Below are 12546 nucleotides of genomic sequence, written 5' to 3'. Positions count from 1 at the left end.
ACACGGGTTTTAAATTATTTGCAGATACGTATCATGGTAGTAGCAAAAATGGCTGGTATTGTTGTAAATAATACAAATAACACATATGAGCCTTAACTCTGTCAATAGGCATTAGTGTTCTTTTTGACCGTTTTTATAAATTGACGGTCAATTCTAAACCAATAAACAAATTCGTTTACTTCGTCTGTCGATACGGCTGTTAAGCAAGTAGCTTACGGCAAACACATCTAGGGTGCGTTACGCAGTAATCTCTTATTGCGATCTCATCGCAGCCAGGTTTTATAGACAGCCCGATGGGGCGACGACAGCTTTTTATTGAAGGAATGGCAAATGACGAGGTTGTATAGAGCCTGCTTTCCTTTAAATAAAAGGCGGAATATTACAGTGAACAAAGGCATAAATAAACTGACCTTACGGGGGCAAACGAAAGTGAATGCGCAATGGCAGCTGTATTGCCTTGTTCATAACATAGAAAAGCTGCAAAACAGGCTGCATTAAAAAAGGGGAGCCCTTTTAAGCCAAAATGTGCCAATCAAGCACCTGTAACTCCCTCTAAAATAGCCATTAAAACAACCGTACATTCTCTTTTTCTATTTTACGTGAAATAGCGATAACTGATTGAACCAAAATAGGAACTCGGCTATGGTTGATTCATCAATAAAAATAAATTTAAAACGAGTTAATCTACAGGCTCGTTAGGTGCTATATAGTGAATTTTAGATTCCTCTTATTGTTATTAATATCTTGGCCATCAGTCTCAGATGAGATAAGCCTAGTATTTCGAGAATCACACTTTTTAAGCCAGTATCGGCATGAGATTTATATAAATACAGGGCAGTATGTATACATCGATGACCATTTCAAACTTGGTAGCGAAAGCGAGTGGATCCCTAACACCCCTGTATTAAAGACAAAGGCTTTAAATACACATCATCAAGCAAACCTAATCAACCGATTTATTGAATTGGGAGTCGATGACTGGAAATCCGAATATCCAGAAAGCGACATTGCCCTAATCTGTGATGGGTTATCATTCACTTTTTACATTAAGTCTGACGAACTTAACCTGTACACTACTGGAGGCTGTCGCTTCCCACCTAATTACGAAGAAGTAAGAAAAATATTGGAAGATTTGTAAACACACCTAACAACCCAATAAACTCACACACTTCGTTCGCTGGGACGCATACACGCCGGGCGGCTTCGCCATTATGCCCCACATGCCTGCGCCCGTTATTGGAAAGTTATACACCNATGGAAACTATGAACTTATATAAAAGCTTTGTTGAAAAATTTGCACAAAGTACAGCCACCGCTTCTATTAGTGAACTTGAGTCTGTTGAATCAACTCTCAAAGCTGAATTACCAGGTAGTTATAAAAATTTCATTGCCAGTTTTGGAGCTACTCACAATCCAACCCTATTGGATGTTACAGTTGAAACTGACTCTGACTTATCAGACCTAAATGAGTTTGTTCAAGTGTCTAACTTTGTCAAGTTTAATGAGATGTATTGGTCGGGTGGCATGCCAAGAACTGTTTATGCTTTTGCAGCAGACTGTTCGGGTAATGCATTTTGTTTTGAATTATCATCCGATAAAGGCGAAGTCTTTTTATACGACACTGACTTCAATGAATTAGAATCTTTGGAGCTAACATTTGATCAATTGCTTGGTGAATATTTGTCGTTGGTTGGTGTATAACAAGCTAACTAACAAAGATAATGCAGCGTATCCGCCATCGGTGATGCTAAAGATAATTTCACTCGGTTATGCACATTATTTGATCAGTCGTCGAATTGTTAAAGCGTGTGAGACGAACATTTTTTTATGAGTGTGTCAGGGGATATTCAGCCGCATTAAACATCAATAGCGGCATTCGTGGCCAAAATTCATGAGCATATTGAACTGCTGTTCACGCAAGTGCTGATGATATGTGATGAGGAAGGCTTGATAGGCCGTAACCTATTTGCCATTGATGGATGTAAATTAAAATCAAATGCGATAACTGATTGAACGAAAATAGGAACTCGACTATGGTTGTTTCATTAATAAAAATAAATTTTAAACGCGTTACTCCACAGGTTCGTTTTAGCAGATAAGGGATAACTATGGGTAAATGGAATAAATCAGGTAAAATTAAAAATCCTGTTCTTTTTGGTATTTCAATAGGGGTTGCTTTGGGAGCAAGTCTAGGTGTTGCATTAAATAGTGCTGTTTTTGGCATAACAATAGGTATTGCAATGTCAGTAGCATTTTGGGCTTCTGCCAAAAATACAAATAAATAGTCACAGGAATTATTACGCTTCGGACAAGTAAATTAGCGAAGATTACTCTGTTTACGTTTTGAAATTTTAGTCAGGGATTTTTAGTGTATTTACGTGTGCAATTAAACTTCTTTACAGAGTTAATGCTTAATATAGGGAAATAAATGAAACACGCATTTTCAGGTGTATTTGAGACTGATTCTATACTTAAAACTCTCGCTTTATGTGTACTGACTTTAGGTACCTATTTAATCTATAAGCTTTATCGTTTTACAAGCCAATTAAATCAACATGCTCAACTTAAAATACCCAAACTATTTATTACAACTGCTATTGTTTTGTTTGTTACTTCTTCAGGTAACTTAATTTATAGCTTAGTTAACTATCATGACCTAAGTATCTTAAAAAGCTCAATTGGAATTCATGTCATATCGAGTGCTTTCGACATAACATGGATTGTCATGGTTCGAAAGCGTATTAATTTACTAGCAGGCACCCATAAAGGTGACAATCTTTGGTTAAATCCTTTTATGACGTCAATTTTCCATGTTATTTATATGCAATATAAAATCAACCAAGGTTTGGCTGATAAAACCATATAACAAGAAAGGGCGGCCCCATTTGGGGTCATAATTATTAAGGGTTTCATGAAGGTAGCTATACCTTTTATTTCTCTTTTTTCTCCTCTTGTTTTAGCTAGTGATTGCTCTTTTGAACATCTACGCAATGACTTTGTTATTAAACGTGCCGGCGCTGATGCAAAACAAAGTTTTAAGGCTAAAGGCTTTTCTTTTATTGCCGTCGCTAATGGTTTAGCTCCTGCACGTCCGGGGTTTGAACATATCCACATGTCTGCTTGTATTATATTAAAAACTAAATGGGACGTTTTGTGGGTTGGTTCAGACACCAGTAATTGTTCTGCATACATTGAGCTGGAAGAACATGCTATTGCTTATTCACGTGTTTTTAACGAGAAAATGATTGGGCTTGCTAAATTAAGTGAAAAATACATTTGTGCTAATGATTTACAAAGCAAACTTTATTAGGGCGAGTACATGTTTTTATATTTGTTTTTGTTTTTGTTTTTGTTTTTGTTTAGCCACACCTGTTATTAAACAATATAGGTAAGCTAAACACGTCATTATGTTTGCAATTAATGTTTTAGCCTAAGTTAGATAAAAGAGAGTAAATAAGGCAATCGCTTTAGGTCAAATATTAAGGTTAATTAATAAGTAGTTACAAATTACAGTTGGTTTTATTACCGTAACTCGTTTAATTTATTGATTAAAGTTTTATGTAAGAAGGATTTTGTATGAATAATTTATCTACAAGAGAAAAAGTAGCGTTTACGCTATGTATTAGCTTTGCTTTTTTGTTATTAATTAGTGGTATTTACGACTTTTTGATTATCGAATTTAAAGCCGAAGATCTAATAATGAGTATTGGGGCTTTTTTAATGCTACTAAGTGGAGCGTTAATGCCGAAAATATTTTTCTCACCTTTTGCAGATATATTTAAATCAACAGATCAACCAACTATAGGAAATGCCAAAGTACAGCAATGGCTTATGTTTTCAGGTGGATTGCTATGCGCATTTGGATTTGCCTTGAGGCTGCTTTTATAAAAACGGGATATTCAAAACTACTTAAAACCCATCTTAAAAATTAAGGCCAAGGTGATTATATGAAGTTTACTGTTAGATACAATAGTATGTTTTTAGCTAATAAGTTTGCTTTATTACTTGCTATTAATTAGCAAGGAGAGGACTCAGCTATAAACATATTACACGTGGATGGCGCGGCTGGTTTTAGCGTGGGTGTATTGTTATTTGCTTTATTAGAGTGGGTTTCGGTTTTATATAATCTACCTGTAAATATTGTTGTTTTACTTGCAAGTGCCAATGTTATTTATGGAATTTACGCTTTAAACCTTGCTTTTTTAGTTGCTAAGCCTGTTTACACAATCACTGTATTAGCAATAGGTAACGTTGTATGGGCCTTTATATGCATTGCTATAGTTTTATATTATGTACAAACAGCCAGTTTAATTGGCATTATGTTTATAGTACTCGAGGCCGGGTTTGTAAGCATTTTGGCATATTACGAATTTAAGTTAAGGTTTGTATTAGCAAACGTAAAATAATGGATACTGAATAGGAATGAAATGGATTTTCCAATATTAAACACCTCACACATTTTGCTTGACCAATTAACACCAGCAGATTCTATGGCTCTGTTTGAGCTTTTTTCAAACCAGTCGGTTATTAAATATTATGATTTAGAAGCAATGACTGACTTAACCCAAGCTAGCAATTTAATAACGTTATTTAATTCTCGTTTTAATGAAAATAAAGGAATACGCTGGGCTATTCGGTTAAAAAAATCTAATAAACTAATTGGTACGTGTGGATTTAATTCATGGAACGCCAAAATGCAAAGTGCTGTTATTGGCTATGACCTGCACCCGGATTATTGGGGTAAAGGGTATGTAACAGACGCTGTAAATTGTATTGTAAAAGCTGCTTTTGCAGGTAAATTGGCGTGTAACATACACAGAATACAAGCCGATACTGTTTTGGGTAATGCCGCGTCTGAAGCTGTATTATTAAAAGTAGGTTTTAAAGAAGAGGGTATAAGGCGCCATAGCGGTTATTGGAAAAACCAATTTCACGATCTTAAATGCTTTGGGTTGTTAAAAACTGAGTTTAAATATCAATAACAGTTTGATATAAAAAAGAAATAATAAGGAAATACATGCTTGTTAAGTTAAAAAACATTATTGCCAAAGGAGTTTGGCAGTCGTTAACTTTAGTCATTGTGTTTTTTATTGCAGGCCCAGAAATTATGTTAGGGCTTGAAATGATGGCGTTGGTTGAGTTTTTAGGGGCTTCTACCTTTGTGTTGGTTTACACGTCAGGGATGAAACTTTTTATATTCAAGTTAATTAATAAATTTAAGCATTTTGAGCGTTACTCTATGCTGTTTTTGCCGCCTTTATCGGTATTAAAAAAAATGCCATCTATTGTGATTCACGCAATACCTGAAAGAACGCTAGTTTTGCTGTTTTTAGGGTCTTTAGTCACTGTTATGTTGTTAAATTATAGGCTTTTTATCTAGGTGACTTATCTATATTTTAGGAAATAACAGCCCTAGGTCACTTAGCAGGTCTAAAAATTATCAATTTAAAAGTTAAAACTACTTGTATTAAAAGCCATTCACCATGGAGGTTATTATGTTTAAAATAATAATAGGATGTGCTGTTATATTTTCGTTTGTTTGTATGTTACTCGCCGCCGCACCTTTTACGCCTGCAATATCAGGTTCATTTATTATGCTGTTATTTTCAGGAGCTATAGGTTACAAGGGCTATTTGCAATCAAGTTTGATACTGCTGTTAATTAATACGCTGGCAGTTATTGGCAGCCCAGCTATAAATATAGAAAACACCCAAACATTACTGTTTATACCGATATTATTTTCAATCTCATTTGGTGGTGTTTTAGTAGGCATAAGAAAGTTAACTTCAAAACACGTTTTGTAGACGAGAGTTTTGCCAACGTTTGAGGCAAGCTTTTTGTTGTTAAGCAATAAGGTGTAGCAGCGCTTTGCTCCCTGTTTTTTCTCTAAAAGCAAAGCGTCTGTTAGTGCTCCTTGTGAATAAAGCCTGTATGTTTAAACCTAATGTGGTATCAAATAGCATTACAAACTTAGAATTAAAGCGCTTCAAATATAGCTGCAATACCTTGCCCGCCGCCAATACACATTGTGACTAAACCATACTGACCATTTATACGCTGCAGCTCGTGAAGGCATTTTGTAGTTAATATAGCGCCTGTTGCGCCAACCGGGTGGCCTAAGGCAATGGCGCCGCCATTCGGGTTCACCTTGTGTGCAGGAAAGTTTAACTCATTTGCTACGCATAAGGCTTGGGCTGCAAAAGCCTCATTAGATTCAATTATATCCATATCGTTGATTGTTAAGCCGGTTTTTTCAAATACTTGCTGTACAGCAGGAATAGGTCCGGTTCCCATTAATGAGGGTTCAACACCAGCACGAGCATAGCCAATGAGTCGTCCAATAGGTTGAAGCCCTTGTTCTTGAGCTTTTTGTTCAGACATAAGTACAAGTATGGCTGCGCCATCGTTTATACCCGATGAGCTTGCTGCGGTAACAGTGCCATCTTTTTTAAAATAGGGCTTTAAAGTTGCAAGTTTTTCGGCTGTAGTATCGGCACGAACATGTTCGTCGGTATCAAAAAGGTGCGTGCCCTTACGTGATGTAATTTCTATTGGCATTATTTGCGACTTAAAGTGACCTTGTTCAATCGCTCTGGTTGCTTTAAGGTGACTTTGCGCTGCGTAATCATCTTGTTGTTTGCGGCTAATTGCATATTTTTCTGCAACGTTCTCTGCGGTTATCCCCATAGGGTTGTTATCCCACGGATCTTGTAATGTTGTTGTGAGCTCGTCAAGCATTACGCTGTTGCCCATTTTTTGCCCCCAGCGGTTACTTTGAAGTGTATAAGCTGATGTGCTCATACTTTCTGTTCCACCAGCAAGGGCTGCATCTACATCACCTAATTGAATTTGTTGCGCTGCTTGTATTATGGCTTCAAGGCCTGAACCACATAAGCGATTTAGTGTAACTGCATGGCTGTTTATAGGCAGCCCGGCATCTATGCCTATAACCCGTGATAGGTAGGCATCTTCTGGGCCATTATGTATTACCTTACCAATAACGGTTGAACCTATTTGGTTTAAAGGAATATTTGCTCTTTTGATTGCTTCTTTAGCGCAAAGGGTACCAAGCTCTGCAGGGGAAAAGTTTTTTAGGGTTCCGCCAAAACTACCAATTGCTGTTCTTACAGCACTTAATACAACAACACCGGTGTTAGATTTTGTCATTTTTTCTCTTTATTATTAATTTATTAGTGTAGTAGGGTAAGCTAAATCATTAAACTTAGTCTTTTTAAAATACTCTAACATATTAACAAGGTGGGTATAAAAGGCTAAGTCATAATGAATAAGTATTGTTACCCATTTGAAGCTTATGGAAGGACTGCTTTGTTTACTCGCTCTTAATATTTAATAGATTGAAGCTCTTATTTTACAAACAAATTAAATAAAAATGGGGTCGGTTCTATATTTTATGATTACGTAAATAGCGTTTGAACTTGTTAGTTGGAATATGTACGGCGAATGCTTTAAACGTAAAAAAATCGGCGGATAGAGTATATTCGCCGATGTTGATAGATCCTTTATAAACAGATTATCACTCGTGTGATATTGAGCCTTAATCTGCTTTACGGTTAAGACTAAATAAACAAATTGCTAAAAGTAATGTTGCAATCATGCCCGAAGCACCGGCAACGCCTGATGGCAGAAATCCATCACGGCCAAATATGATTAATATAGCATTGGCAAGCATTGCAACACCGCCAGCAAGGGCTGTAAGGCTACCAATGGCTTTGCCGCCTTTGGCAATAAAAGAAAGGCCAAATACAAGTGCTGCTAAGCCTAATAATAATTTAGCTGCGTAATAAATCATGAATGATAAAGACACTACACCACCAATTAAAGGTTGTGCGCCTTCTACTGCACCTGCTACTTTTCCAAATGTTGAAAATAAAGTTAGGCCAATACTTACTTGTATTATGTTAAGAACAGCGCTAAATGTGATTGCCGACCAGCCTAATTGAGCGTTTTTTGCTTGCACCATAGCAGCACTTGCAAAGGCAACAAGTACAGTGAAAAGCACCGCTTCTAAACCCCATGCATACTGTCTTGAAAAGCTAATTCCGCCACTGTAAAGCGCTGTAAAAATAGCCTGTGTTATCGCTAACGCCAACAATAAAGATGCTGCAATTAGGGTGGTGCGTTTATTCGTAAATTCCATTAAGGACCTCTTATAATTTATATTTGACGCTTTAAATGATTGCAAAACTTTCGAACTTGCAGGTATAAGACAGGTGAAACTATTTAATTATTTCGTTTAAAATTATAAAAATATTTTGTACCAAAGAGTGGCAAGCATTTTAGCAATGTTGTAGCCAGTTTGAGTTACCAAGGCAGTAAAGGAGCCCAACATTAAATTGACTAAGATATAAGCTTAAAACGAGACCAATCACTTAACAAAGTGATAGTTTGCATTGTAGGTGGGGCTACATAGATTAAACCTGCAATGGCAATAACAGACGCCAACGTAATTAATTTATTATCGAAATTAGCTATTTTTAAAGCGGTTCCGAAAGAGCGTTTAATTTCTACATTACTTAAATCGACGCTGTAAATTTCATCAAGTAATAAATGTATTAACCCGCCGAGTAAAATAAACCCACCTGTTAACCAGGCAAAGGTGGCTGAATATATGGTTGTTTGGTCATTCAGCTGCCAGGTTACTTGTGTTGTTAACAAGGCGCATAACAGTATAAATAATAAAGAGTGGCAGCTACCTCTGTGTACTGTGATCCACTCAAAAATGGGCCTGATAATATATTTAATAAATCCATACACTAACAACGGCACTACAACTAACTCTACAAAACTAATTGGGATGATTAGCTCGGTGGTTATGTAATGCATTACTATTAATACAGCACTTAGGGCAAATAAGTTAAAAATAGTATCGAGTGATGTGGAGTTATCTGAATCTATGTCTGGTAATAGGCCGCCAATTGAGCCTAAAAACCATAACCAAAGTGCGCTATTTAAATCAATGTGGCCTGCAGATAATAAAGTGGCTGAGCTTAAGCCGGTGATGATAACAGCAGTATTAAGATGAGTATTGAAGTTTGCCATTGTATATCTTGATAGGAAAATAGGCTGGCATTTTAGCAATTGAAAACTTAATTGTTCAAAATACTTAAGAGCATCTTATTTTTTAACTCGTCATAAAATGCAACATTTCCGCGGCCTGTTTCTTTTACGTGGTAGAGCATTTTGTCAGCGTTGAACATCAATTCAAGTAGTTCATTGCCATCGTTAGGGGCTACTGCAATACCTATGCTTGCACCGACTGCGCATTTTTTAGTTTGAGAAATACTAATGTCCTGCTGTAGCTCATCGAGCAGGGCTATGGCTTGGTTCTGTGTTGAGCTTTTATCGTAATTATTAATTTGCTGCGCAACAATGAATTCGTCACCGCCTAGGCGGATACATATGTCAGTATTGTTATTGAATCGTTTTTTAAAGCGGTTTGCTATCTCTATCAACACTTTATCACCGGCTTCGTGACCATAGGTGTCGTTAATGGGTTTAAATTTGTCTAAATCAATCATCATAAGCACAAGATGTTGACCATGTTTAGCGCATTCACGTAGTGCTTTTTTTAGGCGCTTTTCGCCTGCACGGCGATTAAATAGATCAGTGAGTGGATCGTGATCGGCTTCAAATTGGATTTGAAACTCGCGCTCTGCGCGTTCGGTCACGTCATGTAAAATTACTTCTACTAATTGTTCTTGCTGGGGACTTCGGTTGGTTTGTCTTTGGTCTGTTAACCTTACAAATAAGCAGTGAAACCAAACCGTTTTGTATCCGACTTTACACTCACATCTAATGTTGTTTGAGGTGGGTTTTTATCACAGCGAATTTTGGTTACACAGTAGAAGCGGGAACATCACTATTAAATGTGCCAGTGCAACAGCTTAGCTTACAGTTAGTGCAATCAACAGCGCTTTACGGTAAAGCCATTAAGTTTGGTGGTGGTTTATTACATGTGGGCAAGCGTAACGGCTTTTTTGGTACCGACTTTGAACTACCAAGCTGCACAACAGCCCGTGCTTTTGTAAATTACGATGTAACAGACGCCATTGGTATTACGGCTGAGGTAAATAACCTGTTTATGAAACGTATTACATAAACTCGTTTGCCGATGCATGGGTACAACCTGGTACACCAAGAAACGTTAAGTTTTCTGCATCCTATAAGTTTTAAACGTATCCATGAAAACGATATAAACAAATAGGCTGATTATATAGGCAGCCTATTTGTTTTTAAATTAATTATTTTAAGTATCCATCAAAAATTTGCTTGTACTCGCCGGATTCTTTGAGTTTTTGCAGTTGTAAATTAAAGTCATTGCGTACTTTTTTAGACTTAAATAAATATCCATTAGGGCTTTTTCCGAATAAAGGGAACCTATCAATTTTTTGTGTTGTATCAATATCTTTTATATTTGCGCGAAAGTAGTCAAAGCTTTGTTTATCCATTTGTATAACATCTACCTTGTCTAAGTACAAAAATTTAACTTGAAGCGATTGGTCGTGTATTTCGTTATACAATGGATTAGCTTTAGCCATATTTGCATACTCATCTCCTAAGTGAATGGCAGCACTTGGCCATGACAATAGACTATAATTTTTCAAATCGGCTATTTCACTCAATTTAAAGTTGTTTTTACTTAAAGCAAAAGCTAGATTTTCGTATGTATAAGACGCATATGATAAATAACCTTTTAGGCTGTTTCCGTTTGCAGTATTTAAATTAATATCTGCTACTACATCGATATTTCCTTTTTTATACTCTTTTACACGCCGAGTGTAAGGATAATATCGAGACTCAATTGTGTAGCCTAAAGGTGTTAAAGCCGCTGTAATAATATCTACTGTTAGACCACTATTTGAATCAGGGAATACGAAAGGGGGAAGTTTTTCACCAAAACCTACTACGAGCGTTTGCTCAGTGATTGATGCATTAACGATGGGTGATAATAACAATGCGGCTATTAAAATGCTGTTTAACGTCATTTCTACTGTAATAAATTAACTATTAATGTTTAAAAGATAGTTATTAACGTGTAAAGCAACAAGTAAAAAGCCCATTAAACTAATTATTAATTAGCTTTAATTAGCTTTAATTAGCTTTGATGGGCTGATTGATATCAGTTTTATACCGGGGTATTTAAAATGGTGCGTAGCCATCGGGTGTTGTTACTGGCGTAGTCCAGCGCTTTGTAGCCTCTATTACTGGGCGTTGTGCGCCTTGAGCTGGTAAACGCCCGCTGTCGCCAAACAACCACAGTACAAAGTTGGTTCTATCGCCACTGGTTATGGGTTTAGCAGCATGTGCCACACTTCCTCTGTGGATCATCGCGAAACCTGGCGTAAAACTAAGTTGAGTTACTTTACCTGTAACTTGGTCGTAAAAATCAAGCTCAGAACCGGTAAACTCCTCACCCGGTAAATTTAAATTAATATTTAACGTTACCGCTGATGCATCAGTATGTGGGCGAATAGACGCATCTGTACTTGGGTCATAGTAAATAGAAAAACCAAATGTTTGCGTGTCGTAACCTGTAATTTCAGGAAATAATAAACGCGAAATAGGGCGCATATAAGTGTTTAGCATTTCGTTATAAAATGCTTGAAAACTTGGCGCTGCTAAATAGCCCTCTGATCGTTTATCGAGCATAACGCCGCGGCGGTTTAATACAATACCGTAAGGTGGGCGCATAGGAATATTAGAGTTCCATACTTGTTCAAGGTAGCCACGTAAAACGGTTAGGCGCTCAGGATCAAAAAATTGAAACTGAAACACATCAGGTGCCACTTCCTCTAAAAGCGCTTTTACTAAATGCTCTTTAGATGGATTTTCCCATGCTTGTTGTACGGCTTCGCGTAAATTTTTATCGAGTAACGAATCGTCTAGCGTAAAGGTAGAAGCGTCAACTTCGCTTGCTTCCCATTCTTTCCAAGCGTCTGAAATTAGGTCGTCGTTGCTTGCCCAAAACTGCTGTACCGAGTGATCACGGTTTAACATTTCTTGGCGTGTTGGTAAATCTAGAGCACGGGCTAATTGTAATTGTTTGGTTTTCATACGATGTAACTCCAGTTATTTAATACAGGTTTAACAATCTAGGAGTTAAGTTTATTATGGAGTTAATTATTAATAAACTGGACAATAAAATAAACAGTATTAATAAAAAATTAATAATAGAATCGTTTAATGCCTTTTTAAGCGTTAAAAAGCTGCATTAAATGCAGCCTTTTATTTTAATGCGTAACTCTGTCGCCCCAAATATCTTCTAGGCGACTGTCTCGTCCGCATCGCCAGCGATAAGTGTTATAACGGATAGGGTTATTTTTGTAGTAATCTTGATGGTAACTTTCTTTTCCTTTGATAGGGTAGAACACCGTTGTATTTAATATTGGCGTAACAACGGTTTGATTAGGAAACTCTTTAATAACACGTTGTTTGGATTGCTCTGCTAATTTACGTTCTTCTTCATTAGCAACAAATATAGCACTGCGATAACTGGGGCCTTTGTCGCAAAATTGGCCTTTCGGA

15 protein-coding genes and 4 pseudogenes are annotated in these 12546 nt (G+C 36.9%); 12 read left to right on the top strand and 7 right to left on the bottom strand.

Features of this window, described 5'->3' with window-relative positions; genetic code table 11:
• Window positions 1-375: 375 nt before the first annotated feature.
• From ATS71_RS19350 to ATS71_RS06240, 11 genes and pseudogenes are all read left to right on the top strand, one after another.
• A pseudogene (locus tag ATS71_RS19350) lies at window positions 376-498 on the top strand (transposase); the annotation flags it as partial.
• 756 nt (window positions 499-1254) lie between these two features.
• Window positions 1255-1701 (top strand): SMI1/KNR4 family protein (locus ATS71_RS06275; protein ID WP_152995667.1); only part of this gene is annotated, 447 nt, incomplete at its 5' end.
• Between the two features lie 22 nt (window positions 1702-1723).
• Window positions 1724-2001 (top strand): annotated as a pseudogene (locus tag ATS71_RS19410) (transposase); the annotation flags it as partial.
• Between the two features lie 107 nt (window positions 2002-2108).
• Window positions 2109-2285, top strand: a complete 177-nt coding sequence (locus tag ATS71_RS18670) for a hypothetical protein (RefSeq protein WP_201020859.1) — start codon at window positions 2109-2111, stop codon at window positions 2283-2285.
• Between the two features lie 143 nt (window positions 2286-2428).
• Window positions 2429-2866, top strand: coding sequence for a hypothetical protein (locus tag ATS71_RS06270; protein ID WP_058404038.1), 438 nt, complete (start codon window positions 2429-2431; stop codon window positions 2864-2866).
• Window positions 2867-2911: 45 nt separating this feature from the next.
• Window positions 2912-3310 carry a hypothetical protein gene (locus ATS71_RS06265; protein ID WP_058404037.1) on the top strand — a complete coding sequence of 133 codons (399 nt, stop codon included), beginning with the start codon at window positions 2912-2914 and terminating at the stop codon, window positions 3308-3310.
• A 266-nt stretch (window positions 3311-3576) separates the two neighbouring features.
• Window positions 3577-3888 (top strand): hypothetical protein, encoded by a 312-nt coding sequence (locus tag ATS71_RS06260; RefSeq protein WP_058404036.1) that lies wholly within the window; start codon window positions 3577-3579, stop codon window positions 3886-3888.
• A 164-nt stretch (window positions 3889-4052) separates the two neighbouring features.
• The gene (locus ATS71_RS06255) at window positions 4053-4406 is read left to right on the top strand and encodes a hypothetical protein (RefSeq protein ID WP_235591424.1); all 354 of its coding nucleotides are present in this window, start codon (window positions 4053-4055) and stop codon (window positions 4404-4406) included.
• A 21-nt stretch (window positions 4407-4427) separates the two neighbouring features.
• Window positions 4428-4982, top strand: coding sequence for a GNAT family N-acetyltransferase (locus tag ATS71_RS06250; protein ID WP_058404035.1), 555 nt, complete (start codon window positions 4428-4430; stop codon window positions 4980-4982).
• Window positions 4983-5017: 35 nt separating this feature from the next.
• Entirely contained in the window at window positions 5018-5380 is a 363-nt protein-coding gene (locus ATS71_RS06245) for a hypothetical protein (protein WP_058404034.1), read from the top strand.
• Between the two features lie 115 nt (window positions 5381-5495).
• Complete coding sequence (locus ATS71_RS06240) at window positions 5496-5804, top strand: DUF6419 family natural product biosynthesis protein (RefSeq protein ID WP_058404043.1); 309 nt, start codon at window positions 5496-5498, stop codon at window positions 5802-5804.
• Between the two features lie 172 nt (window positions 5805-5976).
• Here ATS71_RS06240 and bktB read toward each other — a convergent pair whose 3' ends face one another.
• From bktB to ATS71_RS06220, 4 genes are all read right to left on the bottom strand, one after another.
• Window positions 5977-7167 (bottom strand): beta-ketothiolase BktB, encoded by a 1191-nt coding sequence (gene bktB, locus ATS71_RS06235; RefSeq protein ID WP_058404033.1) that lies wholly within the window; start codon window positions 7165-7167, stop codon window positions 5977-5979.
• Window positions 7168-7555: 388 nt separating this feature from the next.
• Window positions 7556-8158, bottom strand: a complete 603-nt coding sequence (locus ATS71_RS06230; RefSeq protein ID WP_058404032.1) for a hypothetical protein — start codon at window positions 8156-8158, stop codon at window positions 7556-7558.
• Window positions 8159-8358: 200 nt separating this feature from the next.
• Window positions 8359-9060 (bottom strand): metal-dependent hydrolase, encoded by a 702-nt coding sequence (locus tag ATS71_RS06225; RefSeq protein WP_058404031.1) that lies wholly within the window; start codon window positions 9058-9060, stop codon window positions 8359-8361.
• Between the two features lie 47 nt (window positions 9061-9107).
• Window positions 9108-9689 (bottom strand): GGDEF domain-containing protein, encoded by a 582-nt coding sequence (locus ATS71_RS06220; RefSeq protein WP_235591423.1) that lies wholly within the window; start codon window positions 9687-9689, stop codon window positions 9108-9110.
• Between the two features lie 146 nt (window positions 9690-9835).
• Between ATS71_RS06220 and ATS71_RS06215 the strand changes: the two are divergent.
• Window positions 9836-10194, top strand: a pseudogene (locus ATS71_RS06215) (TonB-dependent siderophore receptor); the annotation flags it as partial.
• Window positions 10195-10262: 68 nt separating this feature from the next.
• On the opposite strand, the gene ATS71_RS06210 reads toward ATS71_RS06215, so the two are convergent.
• The 3 genes and pseudogenes from ATS71_RS06210 to ATS71_RS18865 form a co-directional block, all read right to left on the bottom strand.
• Window positions 10263-11006 carry a substrate-binding periplasmic protein gene (locus ATS71_RS06210; RefSeq protein WP_058404029.1) on the bottom strand — a complete coding sequence of 248 codons (744 nt, stop codon included), beginning with the start codon at window positions 11004-11006 and terminating at the stop codon, window positions 10263-10265.
• Between the two features lie 154 nt (window positions 11007-11160).
• Window positions 11161-12075 (bottom strand): 2OG-Fe(II) oxygenase family protein, encoded by a 915-nt coding sequence (locus ATS71_RS06205; RefSeq protein ID WP_058404028.1) that lies wholly within the window; start codon window positions 12073-12075, stop codon window positions 11161-11163.
• Window positions 12076-12251: 176 nt separating this feature from the next.
• Window positions 12252-12546: pseudogene (locus ATS71_RS18865) on the bottom strand (peptide-methionine (S)-S-oxide reductase); the annotation flags it as partial.

Source organism: Pseudoalteromonas sp. H71 (assembly GCF_001468485.1).
In the GTDB taxonomy this organism is placed as follows: Bacteria; Pseudomonadota; Gammaproteobacteria; order Enterobacterales; family Alteromonadaceae; genus Pseudoalteromonas.
The sequence above is the reverse complement of the archived record's forward strand: the minus strand, read 5'-3'. Positions and strand labels throughout refer to the sequence as shown.

Bases quoted from the DNA above. Each gene is read 5' to 3' on its own strand.
- ATS71_RS18670 (WP_201020859.1), top strand. From the start codon at position 2,109: ATGGGTAAATGGAATAAATCAGGTAAAATTAAAAATCCTGTTCTTTTT.
- ATS71_RS06270 (WP_058404038.1), top strand. From the start codon at position 2,429: ATGAAACACGCATTTTCAGGTGTATTTGAGACTGATTCTATACTTAAA.
- ATS71_RS06265 (WP_058404037.1), top strand. From the start codon at position 2,912: ATGAAGGTAGCTATACCTTTTATTTCTCTTTTTTCTCCTCTTGTTTTA.
- ATS71_RS06260 (WP_058404036.1), top strand. From the start codon at position 3,577: ATGAATAATTTATCTACAAGAGAAAAAGTAGCGTTTACGCTATGTATT.
- ATS71_RS06250 (WP_058404035.1), top strand. From the start codon at position 4,428: ATGGATTTTCCAATATTAAACACCTCACACATTTTGCTTGACCAATTA.
- ATS71_RS06245 (WP_058404034.1), top strand. From the start codon at position 5,018: ATGCTTGTTAAGTTAAAAAACATTATTGCCAAAGGAGTTTGGCAGTCG.
- ATS71_RS06240 (WP_058404043.1), top strand. From the start codon at position 5,496: ATGTTTAAAATAATAATAGGATGTGCTGTTATATTTTCGTTTGTTTGT.
- bktB (WP_058404033.1), bottom strand. From the start codon at position 7,167: ATGACAAAATCTAACACCGGTGTTGTTGTATTAAGTGCTGTAAGAACA.
- ATS71_RS06230 (WP_058404032.1), bottom strand. From the start codon at position 8,158: ATGGAATTTACGAATAAACGCACCACCCTAATTGCAGCATCTTTATTG.
- ATS71_RS06225 (WP_058404031.1), bottom strand. From the start codon at position 9,060: ATGGCAAACTTCAATACTCATCTTAATACTGCTGTTATCATCACCGGC.
- ATS71_RS06210 (WP_058404029.1), bottom strand. From the start codon at position 11,006: ATGACGTTAAACAGCATTTTAATAGCCGCATTGTTATTATCACCCATC.
- ATS71_RS06205 (WP_058404028.1), bottom strand. From the start codon at position 12,075: ATGAAAACCAAACAATTACAATTAGCCCGTGCTCTAGATTTACCAACA.